20 protein-coding genes are annotated in these 19,820 nt (G+C 70.5%); 5 read left to right on the top strand and 15 right to left on the bottom strand.

Annotation, left to right across the window (positions count from 1 at the left end; genetic code table 11):
- Window positions 1-309: 309 nt before the first annotated feature.
- On the bottom strand, window positions 310-1,926 hold the full coding sequence (locus ACZ3TS_RS08805; RefSeq protein ID WP_467615032.1) for an amidohydrolase: 1,617 nt from the start codon (window positions 1,924-1,926) through the stop codon (window positions 310-312).
- 47 nt (window positions 1,927-1,973) lie between these two features.
- Window positions 1,974-2,414 carry an Lrp/AsnC family transcriptional regulator gene (locus ACZ3TS_RS08800; RefSeq protein ID WP_467615030.1) on the bottom strand — a complete coding sequence of 147 codons (441 nt, stop codon included), beginning with the start codon at window positions 2,412-2,414 and terminating at the stop codon, window positions 1,974-1,976.
- Window positions 2,415-2,682: 268 nt separating this feature from the next.
- Between ACZ3TS_RS08800 and ACZ3TS_RS08795 the strand changes: the two genes are divergently transcribed.
- Window positions 2,683-3,120: a hypothetical protein gene (locus ACZ3TS_RS08795; RefSeq protein WP_467615028.1), complete on the top strand. Its 438-nt coding sequence runs from the start codon at window positions 2,683-2,685 to the stop codon at window positions 3,118-3,120.
- 191 nt (window positions 3,121-3,311) lie between these two features.
- Window positions 3,312-3,575 (top strand): hypothetical protein, encoded by a 264-nt coding sequence (locus ACZ3TS_RS08790; protein WP_467615026.1) that lies wholly within the window; start codon window positions 3,312-3,314, stop codon window positions 3,573-3,575.
- On the opposite strand, the gene ACZ3TS_RS08785 is transcribed toward ACZ3TS_RS08790, so the two are convergent.
- Window positions 3,538-4,710 (bottom strand): acyl-CoA dehydrogenase family protein, encoded by a 1,173-nt coding sequence (locus tag ACZ3TS_RS08785; RefSeq protein ID WP_467615023.1) that lies wholly within the window; start codon window positions 4,708-4,710, stop codon window positions 3,538-3,540. The genes ACZ3TS_RS08790 and ACZ3TS_RS08785 overlap by 38 nt on opposite strands.
- Before the next feature lie 337 nt (window positions 4,711-5,047).
- Between ACZ3TS_RS08785 and ACZ3TS_RS08780 the strand changes: the two genes are divergently transcribed.
- Window positions 5,048-6,289 (top strand): glycoside hydrolase family 18 protein, encoded by a 1,242-nt coding sequence (locus tag ACZ3TS_RS08780; protein ID WP_467615021.1) that lies wholly within the window; start codon window positions 5,048-5,050, stop codon window positions 6,287-6,289.
- 52 nt (window positions 6,290-6,341) lie between these two features.
- On the opposite strand, the gene ACZ3TS_RS08775 is transcribed toward ACZ3TS_RS08780, so the two are convergent.
- From ACZ3TS_RS08775 to ACZ3TS_RS08765, 3 genes are all read right to left on the bottom strand, one after another.
- A complete protein-coding gene (locus tag ACZ3TS_RS08775) occupies window positions 6,342-7,001 on the bottom strand; it encodes a TetR/AcrR family transcriptional regulator (RefSeq protein WP_467615018.1) in 660 nt (219 codons plus the stop codon).
- 160 nt (window positions 7,002-7,161) lie between these two features.
- Window positions 7,162-7,308 (bottom strand): SCO1431 family membrane protein, encoded by a 147-nt coding sequence (locus ACZ3TS_RS08770; RefSeq protein WP_467615016.1) that lies wholly within the window; start codon window positions 7,306-7,308, stop codon window positions 7,162-7,164.
- A 154-nt stretch (window positions 7,309-7,462) separates the two neighbouring features.
- On the bottom strand, window positions 7,463-8,821 hold the full coding sequence (locus tag ACZ3TS_RS08765) for a peptidase C39 family protein (protein ID WP_467615013.1): 1,359 nt from the start codon (window positions 8,819-8,821) through the stop codon (window positions 7,463-7,465).
- A gap of 527 nt (window positions 8,822-9,348) precedes the next feature.
- Here ACZ3TS_RS08765 and ACZ3TS_RS08760 point away from each other — a divergent pair.
- Complete coding sequence (locus ACZ3TS_RS08760; protein WP_467615011.1) at window positions 9,349-10,002, top strand: uridine kinase family protein; 654 nt, start codon at window positions 9,349-9,351, stop codon at window positions 10,000-10,002.
- Window positions 10,003-10,434: 432 nt separating this feature from the next.
- A complete protein-coding gene (locus ACZ3TS_RS08755; RefSeq protein ID WP_467615008.1) occupies window positions 10,435-12,291 on the top strand; it encodes an AAA family ATPase in 1,857 nt (618 codons plus the stop codon).
- Between the two features lie 43 nt (window positions 12,292-12,334).
- On the opposite strand, the gene ACZ3TS_RS08750 is transcribed toward ACZ3TS_RS08755, so the two are convergent.
- The 9 genes from ACZ3TS_RS08750 to ACZ3TS_RS08710 form a co-directional block, all read right to left on the bottom strand.
- Window positions 12,335-13,423 (bottom strand): hemolysin family protein, encoded by a 1,089-nt coding sequence (locus ACZ3TS_RS08750; RefSeq protein ID WP_467615005.1) that lies wholly within the window; start codon window positions 13,421-13,423, stop codon window positions 12,335-12,337.
- On the bottom strand, window positions 13,420-14,757 hold the full coding sequence (locus tag ACZ3TS_RS08745; protein WP_467615002.1) for a hemolysin family protein: 1,338 nt from the start codon (window positions 14,755-14,757) through the stop codon (window positions 13,420-13,422). Before ACZ3TS_RS08745 ends, ACZ3TS_RS08750 begins: the two co-directional genes overlap by 4 nt.
- A 234-nt stretch (window positions 14,758-14,991) precedes the next feature.
- Entirely contained in the window at window positions 14,992-15,447 is a 456-nt protein-coding gene (locus tag ACZ3TS_RS08740) for a PH domain-containing protein (protein WP_467614999.1), read from the bottom strand.
- Window positions 15,448-15,461: 14 nt separating this feature from the next.
- Complete coding sequence (hisG, locus tag ACZ3TS_RS08735; protein WP_467614997.1) at window positions 15,462-16,310, bottom strand: ATP phosphoribosyltransferase; 849 nt, start codon at window positions 16,308-16,310, stop codon at window positions 15,462-15,464.
- A gap of 53 nt (window positions 16,311-16,363) precedes the next feature.
- Entirely contained in the window at window positions 16,364-16,636 is a 273-nt protein-coding gene (locus ACZ3TS_RS08730; protein WP_019983911.1) for a phosphoribosyl-ATP diphosphatase, read from the bottom strand.
- A gap of 34 nt (window positions 16,637-16,670) precedes the next feature.
- Window positions 16,671-17,156 carry a 6,7-dimethyl-8-ribityllumazine synthase gene (gene ribH / locus ACZ3TS_RS08725; protein ID WP_467614994.1) on the bottom strand — a complete coding sequence of 162 codons (486 nt, stop codon included), beginning with the start codon at window positions 17,154-17,156 and terminating at the stop codon, window positions 16,671-16,673.
- 19 nt (window positions 17,157-17,175) lie between these two features.
- Window positions 17,176-18,465, bottom strand: coding sequence for a bifunctional 3,4-dihydroxy-2-butanone-4-phosphate synthase/GTP cyclohydrolase II (locus ACZ3TS_RS08720; protein ID WP_467614991.1), 1,290 nt, complete (start codon window positions 18,463-18,465; stop codon window positions 17,176-17,178).
- Window positions 18,462-19,106: a nicotinamide riboside transporter PnuC gene (pnuC, locus tag ACZ3TS_RS08715; RefSeq protein ID WP_467614989.1), complete on the bottom strand. Its 645-nt coding sequence runs from the start codon at window positions 19,104-19,106 to the stop codon at window positions 18,462-18,464. The genes ACZ3TS_RS08720 and pnuC overlap by 4 nt, the downstream gene beginning before the upstream one ends.
- Complete coding sequence (locus ACZ3TS_RS08710; RefSeq protein WP_467614987.1) at window positions 19,103-19,705, bottom strand: riboflavin synthase; 603 nt, start codon at window positions 19,703-19,705, stop codon at window positions 19,103-19,105. Before ACZ3TS_RS08710 ends, pnuC begins: the two co-directional genes overlap by 4 nt.
- Between the last annotated feature and the right edge of the window lie 115 nt (window positions 19,706-19,820).

Here is a 19,820-nt window from a genome sequence, read left to right as displayed (position 1 = left end):
CCGGGTCACACCCTGCCGACCGACCGGTACGTTGCCCTCGCCGTGGCGCGGGCGCTGAGCCTGGCTCCCAGTGGAGGTGTGCCGGTGCGGCACACCATCCCGGACCCAGCGGCGCTCCGGCGACTGCGCGGAGGTTCCCCGGTCGGACGTCCGGCGGTGGACCCGGCCGAACCTACCGGCCCCCTGCGCCTCGCTGTCAACAGCGGTTTGGCCTGCGGTTATGCCACCCATGACCTGGTCAGAGCGGAGGATGCGCAGGTCGCGCGACGGGATCGCGGCTGGTGATCGCCGCTGCGCCACCCCGGGAGATCACTCGCCCGGCCGCACGAACACCGTCCGGCCGCCCACGACGGTGCGCAGGCAGACCGGCAGGTCGGCGCCCGGGGCCAGATCGGGCAGTCCGGGGGTGCCGGAACGGGGGTCCGTGGACCAGCGGGCCACCCGGTCGTCGGGGGCCTGGACGACCAGCTCTTCGGTGCGCCACACCGCGTAGTCGGCGGGGGCGCCCGGTACCAGCACACCCGCGTCGTCGCGTCCGATCGCCCGCCAGCCGCCGCGTGTGTGCGCGGTGAACGCGGCGCGCACGGAGACCCGGTGCCCGGGAGTGCGGTGGAAGGCCGCCGCACGGACCGTGCCCCAGGGATCGAGCGGGGTGACGGGACTGTCGGAGCCGAAGGCGAGCGGGACACCGGTGCGCAGCAGGGTCGCGAACGGGTTCAGCGTGCGGGCCCGCTCGACACCGAGGCGCTGGGCGTACATGCCGTCGTCACCGCCCCACAGGGCGTCGAAGGCGGGCTGGACGGAAGCGGTCAGGCCGAGTTCGGCGAAGGCCGCGATGGTCTCGGGTGTGAGCATCTCCGCGTGCTCGACCCGGTGGCGCGCGGCGCGGACACGGGCGAGGCCGACCTTCTCGGCGGCGGCGCGCACGCCCTCGGCCACGGCGGCGACGGCGGCGTCACCGATCGCGTGGAATCCCGCCTGGAGCCCGGCCTCGGTGCACACGACGACGTGCGCGGCGACGGCAGCGGCATCCAGGTAGGCGGTGCCGGTGTGGGGGGCGTCGGTGTACGGCTCGCCCAGGCACGCGGTGTGCGAGCCGATGGAGCCGTCGACGAACAGGTCGCCGGCCGCGCCGATCGCGCCCAGCTCCCGCGCCTTGTCGACATTCTGCTCCGCCCAGTAGCCGACCACCCGGGGCCCGGGTTCCTCGGCGGCGAGGCGCAGCAGCCCGGTGAAGTCGTCCTCCGAGGAGATCTCCGGGCCCGCGCACTCGTGGACCGTACCGATGCCGAGGGAGGCGGCGTGCGCGAGGGCGGCACGCTGGGCCTCGATGCGGTGGGCGGGAGTGACCCCGGCGAACGCGGCGGCGCGTACGGCGTGGTGGGCGTCCCGGATGAGCGGCGCCCCGTCCGTGAAGCCGACCCTGTCACGCACGCCCGGCGCCAGATCCAGCAAGGCCGTGGTGACGACGGCCGAATGGACGTCGATCCGGCTGAGGTAAAGGGGACGGCCACCGGTGGCCTCGTCGAGTTCGTCCCGTCGGGGAGCCCGGCGTTCGGGCCAGCGCGCCGCGTCCCAGCCGTGGCCGAGAAGGACACGGTCGTCCGGGCGGGCGGCGGCGAAATCACGGACGAGGGCGAGGGCGGCCTCCAGAGAGGGCGCGCCGGACAGGTCGAGCCCCGTGAGCGCCAGACCCGTGGCGGTGGTGTGCACGTGCGCGTCGGTGAACGCCGGGGTGACGAGCGCGCCGTCCAGGTCGACGACCTCGTCCACGCCCTCCGCGAAGGCGTCCGCGGCGCCCTCGGAGCCGACCCAGGCGATCTGGCCGCGCTCGACGACCATGGCGGTCGCGAAGGGGTCGGCGGGGCTGTGGACTTCCCCTCGGCGCAACAGGACGGTCTGCGGCGGGGCGGTGCGCTCATTCATGGGCACCAGTCTCGCGCCTTGCCTCCGCCGCCCGGCACGCAGGTCGGTCAGATACGGGGCGGCCGTGCCTCGTACGGCGTGGACAGCACCACCGTCGTGCGCGTCGACACGCCGGCGAGCGTCCGCAGGCGCGCCAGCAGCTCCTCCAGCTCGTGGGGCGTGGACACGCGGACCTTGAGGATGTAGTTCTCGTCGCCCGCGACACTGTGGCAGGCCTCGATCTCCGGGACGCCTGCGAGGCGCTCGGCGATGTCGTCGGGAGCGCTGGGATCGAACGGTTTCACCGAGATGAAAGCGGTCAGCGGCAGCCCGACGGCCTCCGGGTCGACGACCGCGGCGTACCCCCGGATGACGCCGCGCTGCTCCAGCCGGCGCACCCGCTGGTGCACGGCCGACGTGGACAGGCCCGTGGCCTTGCCCAGGTCGGTGTAGCTCATCCGCCCGTCCTTGACGAGCAGCTGCACGATCTGTCGGTCCAGCTCCTCCATGGCGCTAGAACCTACAGTGCGCCTGATCCCCGCGGATACCTGAGCGGCGCAGGTCATACCCCGTTTGTGATGTTGCCGAGAGCCGCTCGTGAGCCGTCCGTGGGACGGGGCCGCCGCGCCCGACGCCCGCGGGCGGTATGTGACGAACGCCACAGCGCCTGAACAGGCTTCGTGATGTGCTCGTGATTACCGCCGAGACGGGACGGGAAGTGCTTGCTGTGGTCGAGGCCACAGCACCTGGCCGGCCCAGCCCGAGGGGGAGAATCCCATGCACAGTCTGAAGCGCCCTGGTCGTATCGCGCCCAAGCGGCAGCAGCCGGTCGTCGAGCCCGAGCCGGAGGGCGTCGAACCCGACGCCGTCGACAGCGAAGAGTTCGACGCGTACGACACCTTCGAGATGTACCGGGTGATCTGCCCGGACTGCGCGCAGCCCATCGCACTCCTGGCCGACGAGGACGTCCTGCCCGAGCACGCGCTGTGCGCCTCGCCGTGGAACCCGTTCGGTCTCACGGTCTGCCCCGGAACGGGCCGCGCCGCGTCCGACGCCCGGCCCGCGGACGAGTCCGCGGCACCTCAGGAGCAGGACACGGCCCTGCTGTTGACGCTCCCCCAAGGGCTCGACTGGCGGATGCAGCCGTTCTCGCACGTCGGCGGCCCGGGCTCGCGCCCGATGCGGATGCCGGCGATGCGGCACCAGGCCGCCTGACCCACGCGCCTCACATCGGATCGTGGATGCGGATTGACGGTACGTCAGATGGACTCCGTCGCTGCCGGATTCCGTGTGGGGGGACACCACGCCGGGTGAATGCGGGCCATGTCCCCGTTCGGGCCGTCAGGGAACTCACTCTCGATTAGCGGGGCCGGTGACCTGCGCACAGGCCTCGGCGTTCCCCATGCATGACTCCCACGTATTCGGCGACCGCGCGGCGGCGGCGGGTGTTCGTTCCGGCACCCGCTGGATCGCTTCCGCCGCCACAGCCCCAGGACCCGCCCATCTACCGCGCGCTCATGCGGACGTGGGCCGACCGCGGGCGCACCCTGCCGGGGCGCCACGACCCGGAGTGGGTGCGGCTCGCGGCGCCCCCGGCCGGCCCGGGCCGGCTCGGGACGGACGCGGAGCCGTTCAGTGCGACTCGGGACCAGCGAGGTGACGGGCGATGACCATCCGCTGGATCTGATTCGTCCCCTCGACGATCTGCAGCGCCTTGGCCTCACGCATATAGCGCTCGGCCGGGAAGTCCGCGGTGTAGCCGTACCCGCCGAGCACCTGGACTGCGTCGGTGGTGACCTTCATCGCCGTGTCGGTGCAGTGGAGCTTGGCCATGGCCGCCTGCTTGGCGAACGGACGGCCGGCGTCGCGCAGCCGCGCCGCCGACAGGTACAGCGCGCGGCCGGCCTCGATCTGCGTGGCCATGTCGGCGAGCATGAAGCGCAGTCCCTCGAAGTCCGAGATCGGCCGCCCGAACTGCCGCCGCCCGGTGGCGTAGGCGACGGCCTCGTCGAGGGCCGACTGGGCCAGACCGATGGCACAGGCCGCGATGCCGAGCCGCCCGGAGTCCAGCGCGGACAGGGCGATCGCGAAGCCCTGGCCCTCCTCGCCGATGCGCCGCCCGTCGGACACCCGCACCCCGTCGAAGTGGACCTGCGCGGTGGGCGAGCCCTTCATGCCCATCTTCTTCTCGGGCGCCGCCCCGCTCAGCCCCTCGGCGTCACCGGGGACCAGGAACGCGGTGATGCCGCGCGGGCCCTCCTCACCGGTGCGCGCCATCACGGTGTAGAAGTCGGCGATCCCGCCGTGCGTGATCCACGCCTTCGTGCCGCTGATCACCCACTTCTCGCCGTCGCGGACCGCCCTCGTGCGCAGGGAGGCCGCGTCAGATCCGGAGGACGCCTCGGACAGGCAGTACGCGCCGAGCAGGCCACCGCCGAGCATCGCGGGCAGATGCTCGACCTGCTGTTCCTTGGTGCCGTAGTGCGCGAGGGCGTGGCAGGCCAGGGTGTGGACGCTGACGCCGAGGCCGACGGTGAGGCGGGCCGCGGCCAGCTCCTCGAGGACCTGGAGGTATACCTCGTACGGCTGGTCCCCGCCGCCGTACTCGGAGTCGTAGGGCAGACCGAGCAGCCCGGATTCGGAGAGCAGTCGGAAGACTTCGCGCGGGAAGCGCCCGGCGTCCTCCTCCTCGGCCGCCTTCGGGGCGATCTCGTGCTGCGCGATGTCGCGGACGAGCGAGATCAGATCCCGGGCCTCGTCCGTGGGCAGTTGCCGGTCCACCGGCTGCGGGGCGCGGTCGGGCATGGCGACGCTCTCCTCCCTGTTCGGGCACATCGGCGGATGTACGCCTTGGGTGGGGCGGCTCCGCCGGGTCTCACTGGGCCTGGCCGATGCTCGTCGCTCCGGGTCTCGGACGCGGCTGACCAGCGGTTGTGGCGCTTGGAGTATGCCCGATCGGAGGCACGGAGTCACCAGTTAACGATCGCTTACTCGAAGAAAGACTGCACACCCGAAATTGGTCCGAACCATTGACCAACTGGTCTAGTCCTTCTACTGTTTCGGACCATCGCTTCACCGCGTTCATGCCAACCGGCACGCGTCCAGTCAGCGCGCGTTCCCCTCTCCCCCACGAGGAGACACGATGCTCACCTCGCACCGCTCGCCCGCCCCCGTCCGGGCGCTCCTGTCCGCCGCTTGTTGCGCCGTCCTCGGTGCCGGGCTGCTCGCCGGAGCGGGCACCGCGACCGCCACCGAGACACGCCCCGCGCAGGCGGCCGCAGCCGGCTCCAAGGTCGTCGGCTACTTCACCGAATGGGGCACCTACGACCGCAAGTACTTCGTCAAGAACATCGAGACCTCCGGCTCGGCCGCGAAGCTCACCCACATCAACTACGCCTTCGGCAACGTCACCGGCGGGAAGTGCGCGATGGGCGACTCCTATGCCGCCACCGACCGCGCCTACACCGCGGCCGAATCGGTGGACGGCGTCGCGGACACCTGGGACCAGCCGCTGCGCGGGAACTTCAACCAGCTGCGCGAGCTCAAGAAGAAGCACCCGAACCTCAAGATCCTCTGGTCGTTCGGCGGCTGGACCTGGTCGAGCGGCTTCGGCGAGGCCGCCAAGAACCCCGCCGCCTTCGCCCAGTCCTGCTACGACCTGGTCGAGAACTCCAAGTGGGCAGACGTCTTCGACGGCATCGACGTCGACTGGGAGTATCCGAACGCCTGCGGCAATACCTGTGACACCAGCGGCCGGGCGGCCTTCAAGAACCTGATGGCGGCGCTGCGTTCGAAGTTCGGCTCCGGCAACCTCGTCACCGCGGCGATCACGGCCGACGCCACGAGCGGCGGCAAGATCGACGCGGCGGACTACGCGGGCGCGGCGCAGTACGTCAACTGGTACAACCCGATGACGTACGACTACTTCGGCGCCTGGGACGCCACCGGCCCGACGGCCCCGCACTCGCCGCTGAACTCCTACTCCGGCATCCCGAAGGCGAACTACCACACCTCGGCGACCATCGCGAAGCTCAAGGGCCTCGGCATCCCGGCCTCGAAGCTGCTGCTCGGCATCGGCTTCTACGGCCGCGGCTGGACCGGTGTCACCCAGGCCGCCCCGGGCGGGACGGCCACCGGCCCGGCGGCCGGCACCTACGAGCAGGGCATCGACGACTACAAGGTGCTCAAGAGCAAGTGCCCGGCGACCGGCACGGTCGGCGGCACCGCGTACGCCAAGTGCGGTAACAACTGGTGGAGTTACGACACCCCGTCGACCATCGCGACGAAGATGACCTACAAGAACCAGCAGGGCCTCGGCGGCACCTTCTTCTGGGAGCTGAGCGGTGACACCGCGAACGGAGAGCTGATCAAGGCGATCAGCTGACGCGCCTACGGCACGAGGGGCGGGAGTCGGCGGCTCCCGCCCCGGTGTTCGCTCAGCCGTCCCGGCGGGCCGGTGGCGGCGCCACGTAAGCGGGTTCGAGCTCCTCGATGGCGCGCAGAGTACCGCCGAGCGTCTTCACCAGCAGCTCGCGCATGGCCTCGCGCGGCAACTCGGGGCGGGCGATCCAGTCGAGGGTCGCACCCTCCACGCCGCACACCCAGCCGAAGAGACCCATGCGTGCCAGCGGGGCGATATCGCACCGGCCGTACGCTCCCTCGGCAATGGTGGCCACGATCGCCTCGCGCACCCCGTCCCGGATGGCGTGAACCTGGGCGTCGAAACCCACGCCACCGCTGACGATCGTGCGATAGGCGGCCTGATTGTGCTCGGCGTAACGCAGATAGCGGTCGATGGTGCGATGCACACGCTCCGCCTGCGGCAGTTCGAGACCGCCGGCCGCGGAGGTGACGAGGTCGGCCACCGAATCCTCGACAATGGCGAGGTAATAGCCGCGCTTCGATTGGAAGTAGTAGTAGATCAGCCCTTTCGCCACTTGGGCATGGCGCGCTATGTCGTCCATCGACAACGTGTCGTACGAGGTGTCGGCGAATAACTTCCGCCCGATGGCGATGAGTTCGGCGCGACGCGCCAGAGAGCGCTCGGTAGCGCGCGCCCGGGGGCGTACGTCACCTCGCTGTTGACTGATATTCAATTTCGGCCCAGGTCTCCAACTGCCGGCGCGACATGCGCAGTATTGCAGAACGACACCACCAGCATGTTCGACTCTGATCGACAGGTCGGCCGCTTTTCGGACTTGACCCGGCCGATTCGGGAATGACCTGGCCGATTCGGGAATGACCTGGCCGCTCAGCTCACAGCAGACCGAGCTGCGTGATGAGCATCGCGAGGACCACCACGAGGGCCCAGCCCGCGACGTGCTCGAAGATCTTCGGTCCGTCGTCCTTCGGGCCGCCCGTACGGGCGCGGACGCGGGTGGCGGTGGCTGAGGTGGCGGTCATGGCATCTCGCTGGTCTCGGGCTGTGCGGTGGACTCCCCCCGCCGATGTGTCCACCTTGCCACCGGAATACGCCGATGCGGCGGAGACCTTGGTCACACGAGGAGGCCCCCGCTCTCCCGGGGGCCTCGGTCCCGCGGCCGGGATCTCGTGGTGTTCAGCGAACGCCCACCGCCGCCAGCGCGCTTCGCTGCCGCCGGGTGAGACGGGCCGGGAAGTACAGGTAACAGACGCCGCCGGTGCCCGAGACGACCTTGCCGGAGGCGTTGTACCGCTTGGTCCGCAGCCAGATGTTTTCCCACTCGCGCCTCTTGTAGACGCGGCGCACCGCCTCGTCGCTCGGCGAGGCCGGATCGTTGGCGATCACGTCCCCGTCGGCGGTGAACCCGATCACGGTCATCAGGTGCCCCGATGTCCCGTAGCCGGCCCCCGTCAGCTCCTCCTTCAGGAACGACTGGGAGGTTATGGCCGGGATGCCCGCCGCGATCAGCGTCTCGAGGTCGGTGAGCGAGGACAGCCGGGTGACCACGCCCCGGAGGTCCTGGAACGTCGCCGCATAGGCCGCGTTGAAGGGCCAGTTGCCGCAGCCCTGGTACTGGTAGTCGTAGGTGGAGCGGGCGGCATGGCAGACCTGCGGGTCGGCGTAGGACGGGTCGACCCAGGACAACTGCTCGGGGGTGGCCTTCCGCCCCCAGTACTCGATGATCATCTGCGAGGAGGTGGGGCTGCACCATGCCTCGCCGCCGTTGTCGTACTCCGGGTACTGGCCCTTGTGGATCTCCTGGGAGTAGCGCGGGACGATCAGCTCCTTGGCGAGCCCCGGCGTGGAGGCGGGGACGGAGAAGCGGTCGGGGATGTCGGAGCCCATGGCCCCGAGCCGCCACACGGTCGGGGTGAGCTGCGTGCCCGGCGTGCGGTAGAGGGTGAGGCGGAGGCGGTAGGACACCAGCCGCAGGCCCGATGCGGCGTCGGCGATGGCGAAGGTGTCGGTCCAGATGTTGCTCTTGCCGTCCGTCTGGTCGTCGACGGAGGTCCGCCTGATGTCCTGGTCGCCGGCCGCCCAGCGGCCCATCACGTACCAGGGCGTGTCCGCGCCGTCGGAGTAGGTGCCCTGCAGTTCGACCTGGACCCACGTGCCCGCCGGGGTGTGGGCGTTCCAGGAGGCGATGGCCTCGGTGGACGGCACGGACAGCACATGCACCGGGGAGGTCCAGGTGGCGTACTCCCAGGTGGCGGTCTTGCCGGTGTGCGGGTCGGTGTAGTCGGTGCGGCCGGCGGGGATGGCGATCACCACCCCGGGGTGAAGTCCGGCCAGGGCACGGACGCCCTGCGCGGCGCCGCTCCGCCAGTCGGAGTACGAGGTCCAGGCGCGGTGATCCACGAGGCGCTGGGGTGTTTTCGACGGTCCGCCGGCCGGTGTGGCGGCGGCGACCGGGCTTACGGCACCGGCCACCGTGGCGGCGGCGACCGCAGCGGTGAGTATGGTTCTGCGGGACGGCTCTGAAGCTCTGCTCATCGGTGGGTGACCCCCAGGTGTCCTAAGGCGGCGGTTCAGATGCACGACGTGCGCCAACTATGGCCGCCTCCCGGGGCCTCTGCCAGCACTTCGTCGGTTGGCGCGCCTACCAATATTGGCCTAGACCACTGGCATGACCTGCGGTCATGAGCCGGACGGATGCGGGCGCGTCAGGCCTTGGCCCGGGCGCCCACATCCGCCGTACGTCGTACGCCGCCGCCACGGCACCCGTCAGACGACCGTCCATCGCCGCCACCTCGTCCGGGCGACCGTAGCCGTCGGTGTGTCGTCGCCGTCGCCTGGATCCTGCTCAGCACCGTGCAGGCCGGTGATCGCCGAACAACCGATGGCACGGGTGATGCCCCGGGGCGCGTGCACCGTCGCCCGTACCGTCTCCTCGGACATGTGGAAGCTGCATTGACGAATGAACAGTTCAACAGGACACCAATTTCGTGGCGCCCGGCATGCACCGGGTCCCCGCCCGGGCCGACGCCACCTGGAGCCCGCGTAAAATGTTCTCCCCACATATGCCCATGCCACCTCGCACCCCTGGAATGGCCATTCACATCCTCGCGTCCCGTCTGCGACGGCTTCCGCCGTCCTGCGGCCCCGTCCGCCTCGTCGGCGTCGACGGGCACGCGGGCTCCGGGAAGTCCACCTTCGCCGGGCAGTTGGCGGCCGCGCTAGACGGTGCGCCCGTACTCCATCTCGACGACGTCGCCACCCACGAGGAGTTGTTCGCCTGGACCGGGCGACTGCTGCGGGAGGTGATCGAACCGCTCGGCCGGGGCGAGACCGCGTACTACCGCCCCTATGACTGGCGTGCGCGGAGCCTCGGCCCCACCCGCGCCCTGCCGCCCGCCCCCGTGATCCTGATCGAGGGCGTCGGCACCGGCCGCCGTGCCCTGCGCCCGCATCTGGCACGGCTGCTGTGGATGGAACTGCCGCACGAAGAGGCCTGGACGCGCGGACGGACCCGGGACGGTGACGAACAGCGGGCGTTCTGGGCCGGTTGGATCGAGGCGGAGCGCCGGCACTTCACCGAGGACCCCTCGCGGCCGTTCGCCGATCTTTTGGTGCACCAGAGGGTCGAGGGGTATGAGGTTCTGCCGGGGCCCAGGACGACTCCTGGTCCGGACCACATGCTCACCCACAGTGACGGACCATCCGCAGTGTGCTGAACTCGTGAAGACCCTTGCGGGAGAACTTCCTTGAGGGCTCCAAGTCGGCTTGACCCGGGAGCCGTACAGGACTTACGTTCTCAATGTGCGGCCTTCGAAGCCGCCCGCAGGACGCGAAGCCCCCGATTGTTCCCCCGTGATCGGGGGCTTCGTTCTGCCCCGGACACCGTCTCCGGGCGCTGGGAGACGCGATTCGCTCACCCTCGGTCACCGAACGCCGTGCGCCCCGTCTGCTCCCACCTCGTCAAACGGGCCGTGCGGCACCCTTCGGTGCGCCGCTCCCCCGCAGGTACGATGCCTCTCGGTGCGACCTTCGGACACTGCTCTGCGCATCGTTGCAACTCCGGTCCGCGGCACAGCGGTTCGAGCAAGGCAGCCGTCGGGCACCGGCCCGGCGGTGAACCAACGGGGGCACGGTTTGTGGGGGACGTGATGGACTTCGGCACGCGGGGCCCGGAGGCTCCGGCCGACCTCGCCTGGCTGCGAGGCGTGGACGCCTACACGATGGGCGCCTATCCGCAGGCGGAGGAGGAGTTCCGCGCTGCGGTCCGAATGGATCCCGGAATGGCCGACGGATGGCTCGGACTGCACGCGCTGCGTGTCGACACGACGACCGCGCTGCTGCGGATGTTCCGGCACCGGGACCGCTTCGGGGAGCAGCGGGCGCGGCACCGACGCACGCTCAACTCCTGGTACTGGCTGGGCTGGTGGGTGCAGCCGGTGCTGGAGAGCCCGCGCGATCTGCTGCTCGCGCACGCCTCGCACTGGCTGGACGGCCGCCACGTCCCGGAGCTCGACCGGGCGCTCGCAGGACTGCCGCCCGTCGACACCGACCCCCAGGTCCGGTTTCTGCATGCCTGCCGGGCCTACCTGGTCAAGGACTGGGAGCAGTTGGTCCGGCACACCGATCCGCTGATCGACGACCCCATGCTCGGCATCGAGGCCGGCCTGTTCGGGGGAATGGCCCGGGTCCGCCTGGAGATGTACGGGCAGGCCGAGCCCCTGCTGTCCGCCGCCCTGATGCGCTGCCGCAGCGAGCAGCCGCAGCGCAAGGAGCTGCGGTACTGGCTGGCCCGCGCCCACGAGGGCACGGGACGTTCCGCCGCCGCTCTGCCCCTGTACCGGGCGGTGCACCGGGTGGACCCCGCGTTCATGGACACCTCGGCACGTCTCGCGGCGATCGCCGAGGGCGACGGATACGACGAGTCGGCCGACCTCGGCGCGATGGCGCTCACCGGGGCCGGGGACGTGCTGGAGGGGCCAGACGGTCTCGATCCGCTGTTCGGCACCGAGGGCCGGGACGTCAAGCTCTCGGACCCGGACCCGTCGCCGGGTGGGCTGCCCGCCCAGAGCGATCTCGTGCGGGAGAAGGCCTCTGTGCCGGCGCAGCCGTGGCCGGCCGGGCCGACGGATCCGGCGCTGCTGGAGGAGGCGCTCGCCGAGCTGGAGCGCATGGTCGGCCTCGAGCCGGTGAAGCGCCAGGTCAAGGCGTTGTCCGCGCAATTGAACATGGCCCGGCTGCGGGCGGGACAGGGCTTACCCGTCCAGCCGCCCAAACGGCACTTCGTCTTCTCCGGCCCCTCGGGCACCGGCAAGACCACAGTGGCGCGCATCCTGGGCCGGGTCTTCTACGCCCTCGGGCTGCTCGGCGGCGACCACCTGGTGGAGGCGCAGCGGGCGGACCTGGTCGGCGAGTACCTGGGCCAGACCGCGGTGAAGGCCAACGAGCTGATCGACTCGGCGATCGGCGGCGTGCTGTTCGTGGACGAGGCGTACTCGCTGTCCAACTCGGGCTATGGCAAGGGCGACGCCTACGGTGACGAGGCGCTACAGGTGCTGCTGAAGCGGGCGGAGGACAACCGCGACCACCTGGTGGTGATCCTCGCGGGCTACCCCGAGGGCATGGACCGTCTGCTGGCCGCCAACCCCGGGCTGTCCTCCCGCTTCACGACCCGGGTCGACTTCCCCTCCTACCGCCCGCTGGAACTCACCGCGATCGGCGAGGTCCTGGCGGCGGAGAACGGCGACGTCTGGGACGAGGAGGCCCTGGAGGAGCTTCGCTCGATCGCCGGCCACGTGGTGGACCAGGGCTGGATCGACGAGCTGGGAAACGGCCGCTTTCTGCGGACGCTGTACGAGAAGAGTTGTGCGTACCGGGATCTGCGGCTGAGCGGCTACATGAGCACCCCCACCCGGGACGAGCTCGCGACGCTGCGCCTGCCGGACCTGATGCAGGCGTACGGGGAGGTGCTGTCGGGCCGGGGGCCGCAGGACCCCTCGGCGTTGTGACCAGGCCCCGGAACCGGGCGGTTCCGGGGCCTGGTGCGAAGGGTCAGCTCGCGACGACGGCCTCCTTGGCCGTCTCGCCGCGCGGCTCCGCGGTCCTCGGCTGGGGTGGGGCCTCGCGGTGTGCCGGGTCCCTGACCTCGCCCACCAGGAGTTCCAGGACGTCCTCCAGGGCGACCAGGCCGAGCACCCGGCCGGAGGCGTCGGCCACCTGGGCCAGGTGCGTGGCGGCCCGGCGCATCACGGTCAGCGCATCGTCGAGCGGCAGTTCCGCGGCGAGCGTGGTCATCGGCCGCCAGAGCTGCTGCGGCACCGCCCGCTCGGAGTCCTCCAGGTCCAGTACGTCCTTCACATGCAGATAGCCCATGAAGGCGCCGTTGTGAGCGACCACGGGGAAACGCGAGTACCCGGTGCGCGCGGTGAGCGCCACCACCTGGCCCGGCGTCACCGTGGACTCCACGGTCACCAGCAGGGCCGGGTCGAGGAGCACGTCCGTCACCGGGCGCGAGCCCAGCTCCAACGCGTCCTCCAGCCGCTCCTGCTCCTCCGGGTCGAGCAGCCCCGCCTGGCCGGAGTCCTCCACCAGCTGATTGAGCTGCTCACTGGTGAAGACCGCCTCGACCTCGTCCTTCGGCTCCACCCGGAACAGTTTGAGGATCACCCTGGCGCAGGCGCTCAGCGCGACCGTCACCGGACGGCACAGCCGGGCGAAGGCCACCAGCCCCGGGCTCAGCCACAGCGCGGCCTTCTCCGGCGCCGCCATCGCCAGGTTCTTCGGCACCATCTCGCCGATCACCAAGTGGAAGAAGACGACGACGGCGAGCGCGATCACATAGCCGAGCGCATGGACCATCCCGTCGGGGATGTGCGCCGCCTCGAACACCGGCTCGAGCAGATGTGCCACCGTCGGTTCGGCGACGGCGCCCAGCGTCAGCGAGCACACGGTGATGCCGAACTGGGCCGCGGCCATCATCTGCGGCAACCGTTCGAGCCCGTACAGCACCTGCCGGGCCCGTGCGGTCCCGAGCGGCTCGATCTGGCTGCGCCGCACGGACACGAGCGCGAACTCGGCGCCGACGAAGAACCCGTTCGCGAGCACCAGCAGCGCGGCGAACACGAGTTGGAGCAGGCTCATCGCACCGCCTCCACGGCCGGCGCGAAGACGTCCGCGACCTTCACGAGCCTGACCCGCTCGGCGCGGTAGTGCCCGACCTGGCGGACCGTGAGCCGCCAGCCCGGCAGCTCGGCACGATCACCAGGAGCGGGGATCCGGCCGAGCAGATCGGCGACGAGCCCGGCGACGGTCTCGTACGGCCCCTCCGGCACGTCCAGGCCTATCCGCTTCAGGACGTCGACCCGGCAGCTGCCGTCGGCGTCCCACGCGGGGCGCCCGTCCTCGGGCGGAGCGGCGGCGAGCTCCGGCAGGTCCAGCCGGTCGTGCTCGTCACGCACCTCTCCGACCAGCTCCTCGACGATGTCCTCCAGGGTGACGACCCCCGCCGTACCGCCGTACTCGTCGACGACGACGGCGATGGGCTGCTCGCTGCGCAGCCGCTCCAGCAGGGGCTGCACGGGCAGCGTCTCCGGGACGAGGAGCGGCGTCTGGGCGATCCGGGTGACCGGCGTGCGCAGCCGTTCGTGCGAGGGCACCGCGAGGGCGTCCTTGAGATGGACCATGCCGACGATTTCGTCGATCTTCTCCCGGTAGACGGGGAAGCGGGACAGACCCGTGGCCCGGGTGAGATTGACCACGTCCTCCGCCGTGGCGGACGACTGCAGCGCGCTCACCCGCACCCGCGGTGTCATCACGTGCTGGGCGGTCAGCTCGCCCAGGGACAGGGTGCGTACGAACAGGTCGGCCGTGTCCTGTTCCAGCGTGCCGGCCCGCGCCGAGTGCCGGGCCAGGGAGACGAGCTCGCCGGGAGTGCGGGCGGAGGCCAGCTCCTCGGCGGGCTCGACGCCCAGGGCCCGCACCAGCCGGTTGGCGACCGCGTTCAGGGCCGCGATCACCGGCCGGAACAGCCGCGAGAAGAGGTGCTGCGGGCCCGCGACGAAGCGTGCGACCTGGAGCGGCCGGGACACCGCCCAGTTCTTGGGCACGAGTTCGCCGATCACCATCTGCAGGGCCGAGGCCAGCAGCATGCCGACGACGACGGCTATGCCGCTTGCCGCGCCCTCGGGAATCCCGATCGCGGCGAAGGGGCCGTCCAGCACATCGGCGAGCGCCGGTTCGGCGAGCATGCCGACCACGAGCGAGGTGATGGTGATGCCGAGCTGGGTGCCGGAGAGCTGGAAGGACAGCTCCCTGAGCGACTCGACGACCGTACGGGCCCGTCGGTCACCCGTGGCGGCTGCCTTCTCGGCGTCGGGCCGCTCGACCGTCACGAGTCCGAATTCGGCCGCGACGAAGAAGCCGTTGGCCAGGATCAGCAGGAACGCCGCCCCGAGCAGCAGCAGGGGGATGGTCATGATGCCGCCGCCTCCGCATTCACGCGTACCTCGTGGGGTCGGTCCGCGCTATGTCGGCAGGGGGCGGCGCAGGTACTACAGGACGATCCGTCCATCGCCGGAGGGAGTCACTCCTCGGTTAGCAGGAGCCCCTGAGTACCGGGCGGTACATCAGAGGCGGAGGCGCCACGCAAGCGCCTCTGTCTCCAGATTAATCAAGACACCGGCATGTGCGGCAGGGTGAAGGGTCCGGAGTCAGCCCTGATGTCGCTCGGGATCGGCCGTGGAGCGGGCCTCGGCGAGCGCACGGAGCGTGCGCGCGTCCTCGATCGCCCGCTGTCTGGCGATGCCCGGCTGGATGCCGAGGGCGGGCAGGCTGGTGCCGTCGCTGAGGTTCAGAAACACCCAGGGGTCACCCGGACGCAGGTTGACCTGCAGGATCTCCGCCCAGGCCAGATGACGCCTGCTGGCGATGTTGACGACGGTGACCCCGGTCTCGTCGGCGACGACCTTGGGCCGGGAGAGCAGAAGCAGCACTCCGAAGAGGATGGCCGCCGTGAGGACGAAGCTGAGGCGCTCCCCTGCGGTGAGCTGCTCCAGCAGCATCGCGACCGTGGTGATGACCACAAAAATCGTGACTCCCGCGAGCAGCAGCACGGCGCGGGTGCGGCCCGGCCGGAAGGTGACGGGGAGGGTGGGCAGGTCCGGCATCGGCGTACGGCCCCTCAGAGGCGGCAGGCGTGGATGGCCGTGGTCAGGATGGCCCGCGCGCCGATGTCGTACAGGTCGTCCATGATCCGCTGGGCCTCCTTGGCAGGGACCATGGCCCGGACGGCCACCCAGCCCTCGTTGTGCAGCGGCGAGACGGTCGGGGACTCCAGACCCGGGGTGAGCGCGACGGCCTTCTCCAGCTGCTCGACACGGCAGTCGTAGTCCATCATCACGTACGTACGGGCCACCAGGACGCCCTGGAGCCGGCGCAGGAACTGCTGCACCTTGGGCTCCTCGGCGTCGGCGCCGGTGCGGCGGATGACGACCGCCTCGGACTTCATGATCGGCTCGCCGATGACCTCCAGGCCCGCGTTGCGCAGCGAGGTGCCGGTCTCCACGACGTCCGCGATGACCTCGGCGACGCCGAGCTCGATGGCGGTCTCGACGGCGCCGTCCAGGTGGACGACGGAGGCGTCGATGCCGTTGTCCGCGAGGTGCTTGGCGACGATGCCCTCGTAGGAGGTGGCGACCGTCATGCCGTTCAGTCCCTCGACGCCGTTCGCCGTGCCGGGCTTGGTGGCGAAGCGGAAGGTGGAGCGGGCGAAGCCGAGCGGCAGGATCTCCTCGGCGTTGGCGCCCGAGTCGATGAGCAGGTCGCGGCCGGTGATGCCGATGTCGAGGCGGCCGGAGGAGACGTAGATCGCGATGTCGCGGGGGCGGAGGTAGAAGAACTCGACCTCGTTCTCCGGGTCGACGATCCTCAGCTCCTTGGATTCCCGGCGCTGCTGGTAACCGGCCTCATGCAGCATCTCCGCCGCAGGGCCGGACAGTGAACCCTTGTTGGGGACGGCGATGCGCAGCATGAGGTCGGCTTCCTTTGTTCGTGCGTTGGGTGTGCGGATGTTCGGTTTACCGCTCAGAGGTGGGCGTAGACGTCGTCCAGGGAGATCCCGCGCGCCACCATCATCACCTGGACGTGGTAGAGAAGTTGGGAGATCTCCTCGGCGGCCGCCTCCTTGCCCTCGTACTCGGCGGCCATCCAGACCTCGGCGGCCTCCTCGACGACCTTCTTGCCGATGGCATGGACGCCCTTGCCGACCAACTCCGCGGTGCGGGAGGTGGCGGGGTCACCTTGGGCGGCCTTGTGCTGGAGCTCGGTGAAGAGCTCCTCGAACGTCTTCTTGGACATGGTGGTCCTTACCCTACGCGCTCCGGGCCGTATCTCAGTGCCAGGGTTCGGATACTGAGCGGAGCGTGGCGGCGGTCGCCACCGCCGCCGTCACGGCCTCGTGTCCCTTGTCCTCGTTGGAACCCGCGATGCCGGCACGGTCCAGGGCCTGCTCCTCGGTGTCGCAGGTGAGCACACCGAAGCCGACCGGAACGCCGGTCTCGACCGAGACCTGGGTCAGGCCCTGGGTGACCCCCTGGCACACGTAGTCGAAGTGCGGGGTGCCGCCGCGGATGACCACCCCGAGGGCGACGATCGCGTCATAGCCACGGCCCGCGAGGACCTTGGCGGCGACCGGAAGCTCGAAGCTGCCGGGGACCCTCAGCAGGGTCGGCTCGTCGATACCCAGCTCGCGCAGGGCACGCAGGGCGCCCTCCACCAGACCGTCCATCACCTTTTCGTGCCACTGTGCCGCGATGACGGCGACCCGCAGGTCGCTCGCGTTGCGTACGGACAGTTCCGGTGCACCCTTGCCGCTCACGTCTCTCCTCAGTGCTCTGTTACTGGTTGCCACAGGCGGACACGGCGGTCGCGTCCAGCCAGGGCAGGTCGTGCCCCATCCGGTCCCGCTTGGTGCGCAGGTAACGGAGGTTGTGTTCGCCCGCCTGTACGGGCATCGGTTCCCGAGCGGTGACCTTCAGGCCGTGCCGGAGCAGTGCCTCGGTCTTGTCGGGGTTGTTGGTCATCAGGCGCACGCTGCGGACGCCGAGGTCCTCCAGGATCTGGGCACCGGCGGCGTAGTCGCGGGCGTCCGCGGGCAGGCCCAGCTCCAGGTTGGCGTCCAGGGTGTCGCGGCCGCGCTCCTGGAGTTCGTACGCGCGCAGCTTGGACATCAGGCCGATGCCGCGTCCCTCGTGGCCGCGCAGGTACACCACCACTCCCCTGCCGTCCGCCTGGATGCGCTCCAGTGAGGCCTCCAGCTGGGGGCCGCAGTCACAGCGCAGGGAGTGGAAGACGTCGCCGGTGAGGCACTCGGAATGGACGCGGACGACGACGTCCTCGCCGTCGCCGATCTCGCCGTGGACGAGGGCCACGTGCTCGACCCCGTCGACGGTGGAGCGGTAGCCGTACGCCCTGAACTCGCCGAAGGCGGTGGGCAGATGGACTTCCGCCTCGCGGCGGACGGTGGGCTCCGAGGTACGCCGGTAGGCGATCAGATCCTCGATCGAGATGATCGTCAGGCCGTGCTTGCGGGCGAACGGGATGAGCTCGGGCAGCCGCAGCATGTGGCCGTCCTCGCCCGCGATCTCCACGATGGCGCCGGCCGGGCGCAGCCCCGCGAGCCGGGCGAGGTCGACGGCGGCCTCGGTGTGGCCGTTGCGGACGAGCACGCCGCCGGGCCTGGCCCGCAGCGGGAAGACGTGGCCGGGGCGGACGAAGTCGCCGGGGCCCGCCTCTCCTCCGGCCAGCAGCCGCAGCGTGGTGGCGCGGTCGGAGGCGGAGATGCCGGTGGTCACGCCGTGAGCGCCGCTCGCGTCGACGGACACGGTGAAGGCGGTGCGCATCGACTCGGTGTTGTGGTCGACCATCTGCGGAAGCTCGAGGCGGTCGAGTTCGTCGCCCTCCATGGGGGCGCAGATCAGACCGCGGCACTCGCTCATCATGAAGGCGACGATCTCGGGGGTGGCCTTCTCGGCGGCGATGACGAGGTCGCCCTCGTTCTCCCGGTCCTCATCGTCGACGACCACGACCGGACGGCCGGCCGCGATGTCGGCGATGGCCTGCTCGACCGGGTCGAGCGCGAAGTCCTCGATGTTGTCCGTGCTGTACAGGATCGGCGCCGCAGTCATGCCGGGGCTCCTTCCAGGACGGGCTGCCCTGCCCGGCGGGAGCGCAGCCACCAGTCGCGCATGCCCCACAGGACGAGCGCGCCGTAGATGATGTAGACGAAACCGGAGAAGGCGAAGCCGTTGGCGAAGTTGAGCGGGACGCCGACGGCGTCCACGAGCAGCCAGGCGAACCAGAACTCGACCATGCCGCGCGCCTGGGCGTACATGGCGACGATCGTGCCGACGAAGATGTACGCGTCCGGCCACGGGTCCCAGGACAGCGACGGGTACGCCTTGAACAGGCCCGCGACCGCGATGGTGCCCACGGCGGCGGCCGCGACCAGCACCGCGCGCTCGCGCCAGGTGGCGAACCGCACGGCGATGTGGCCGTCCTCCCCCTGGCCCTTGCCTCGGTTCCACTGCCACCAGCCGTAAACGGCGACGACCATCACGACGACCTGTTTGCCGGCGCTGCCGGAGAGGTGGGCGGTGGCGAAGGCCGCGAAGAGGATGACGCCGGACAGGAACTGCACCGGCCAACTCCATATGGAGCGCCGCCAGCCGAAGGCGAGGGCGATCAGACCGATCACGTTGCCGATCATGTCCGACCACCTGATGTGCTGGCCGAAGAGCGTGAACGCCTCGGAGTTGAGCCAGTTCACTTGGTGGCCCCCTGACCGGCCAGCAGACGCTCGACGTACTTGGCGATCACGTCGACCTCGAGGTTGACCGGGTCGCCGGGCTGCTTGATGCCGAGTGTGGTCAGCGCGAGGGTCGTCGGGATGAGGCTGACGGTGAAGCGATCGGCGCCGGCCTCGACGACGGTGAGGCTGATGCCGTCGACGGTGATGGAGCCCTTCTCGACCACGTAGCGGGCGAGGTCCGCCGGGAGCGAGATGGTGATGAGCTCCCAGTTGTCGGAGGGCTTGCGCTCGAGGACCGCGCCCGTGCCGTCGACATGGCCCTGCACGATGTGCCCGCCGAGGCGCGCGCCGACGGCGGTGGGGCGTTCGAGATTGACGCGGGAGCCGACCGTGAGGGCGCCGAGACTGGAACGGTTGAGGGTCTCCGCCATGACGTCGGCGGTGAATTCGTCGCCCTCGTGCTCCACGACGGTGAGACAGACACCGTTGACGGCGATGGAGTCACCGTGCCGAGCACCTTCGGTGACGACGGGCCCACGGAGCCGGAAGCGGGAGGAGTCGCCGAGATTCTCGACGGCGGTGACCTCACCCAGCTCTTCGACGATTCCGGTGAACACTTCCCGGGTCCTCCTGCCACGATCGGGGCACGGACTCCGGGGACTGTCGATGACGACAGCAGACACGAGCGAGAACACCGGACGACGCCGGACGCAACCCGTCCGCGTGGACGAG

Source organism: Streptomyces sp. NPDC022910 (assembly GCF_055561075.1).
This window is presented reverse-complemented; position numbering and strand designations above follow the sequence as displayed.

Excerpts from the sequence above, each read along its gene's own strand:
- hisG (WP_467614997.1), bottom strand. The coding sequence starts at position 16,310 with ATGCTGCGCATCGCCGTCCCCAACAAGGGTTCACTGTCCGGCCCTGCG.
- ACZ3TS_RS08755 (WP_467615008.1), top strand. The coding sequence starts at position 10,435 with ATGGACTTCGGCACGCGGGGCCCGGAGGCTCCGGCCGACCTCGCCTGG.
- ACZ3TS_RS08780 (WP_467615021.1), top strand. The coding sequence starts at position 5,048 with ATGCTCACCTCGCACCGCTCGCCCGCCCCCGTCCGGGCGCTCCTGTCC.
- ACZ3TS_RS08770 (WP_467615016.1), bottom strand. The coding sequence starts at position 7,308 with ATGACCGCCACCTCAGCCACCGCCACCCGCGTCCGCGCCCGTACGGGC.
- ACZ3TS_RS08745 (WP_467615002.1), bottom strand. The coding sequence starts at position 14,757 with ATGACCATCCCCCTGCTGCTGCTCGGGGCGGCGTTCCTGCTGATCCTG.
- ACZ3TS_RS08805 (WP_467615032.1), bottom strand. The coding sequence starts at position 1,926 with ATGAATGAGCGCACCGCCCCGCCGCAGACCGTCCTGTTGCGCCGAGGG.
- ACZ3TS_RS08720 (WP_467614991.1), bottom strand. The coding sequence starts at position 18,465 with ATGACTGCGGCGCCGATCCTGTACAGCACGGACAACATCGAGGACTTC.
- ACZ3TS_RS08795 (WP_467615028.1), top strand. The coding sequence starts at position 2,683 with ATGCACAGTCTGAAGCGCCCTGGTCGTATCGCGCCCAAGCGGCAGCAG.
- ACZ3TS_RS08800 (WP_467615030.1), bottom strand. The coding sequence starts at position 2,414 with ATGGAGGAGCTGGACCGACAGATCGTGCAGCTGCTCGTCAAGGACGGG.
- ACZ3TS_RS08790 (WP_467615026.1), top strand. The coding sequence starts at position 3,312 with ATGACTCCCACGTATTCGGCGACCGCGCGGCGGCGGCGGGTGTTCGTT.
- ACZ3TS_RS08760 (WP_467615011.1), top strand. The coding sequence starts at position 9,349 with ATGCCCATGCCACCTCGCACCCCTGGAATGGCCATTCACATCCTCGCG.
- ACZ3TS_RS08750 (WP_467615005.1), bottom strand. The coding sequence starts at position 13,423 with ATGAGCCTGCTCCAACTCGTGTTCGCCGCGCTGCTGGTGCTCGCGAAC.
- ACZ3TS_RS08730 (WP_019983911.1), bottom strand. The coding sequence starts at position 16,636 with ATGTCCAAGAAGACGTTCGAGGAGCTCTTCACCGAGCTCCAGCACAAG.
- ACZ3TS_RS08785 (WP_467615023.1), bottom strand. The coding sequence starts at position 4,710 with ATGCCCGACCGCGCCCCGCAGCCGGTGGACCGGCAACTGCCCACGGAC.
- ACZ3TS_RS08765 (WP_467615013.1), bottom strand. The coding sequence starts at position 8,821 with ATGAGCAGAGCTTCAGAGCCGTCCCGCAGAACCATACTCACCGCTGCG.
- ACZ3TS_RS08740 (WP_467614999.1), bottom strand. The coding sequence starts at position 15,447 with ATGCCGGACCTGCCCACCCTCCCCGTCACCTTCCGGCCGGGCCGCACC.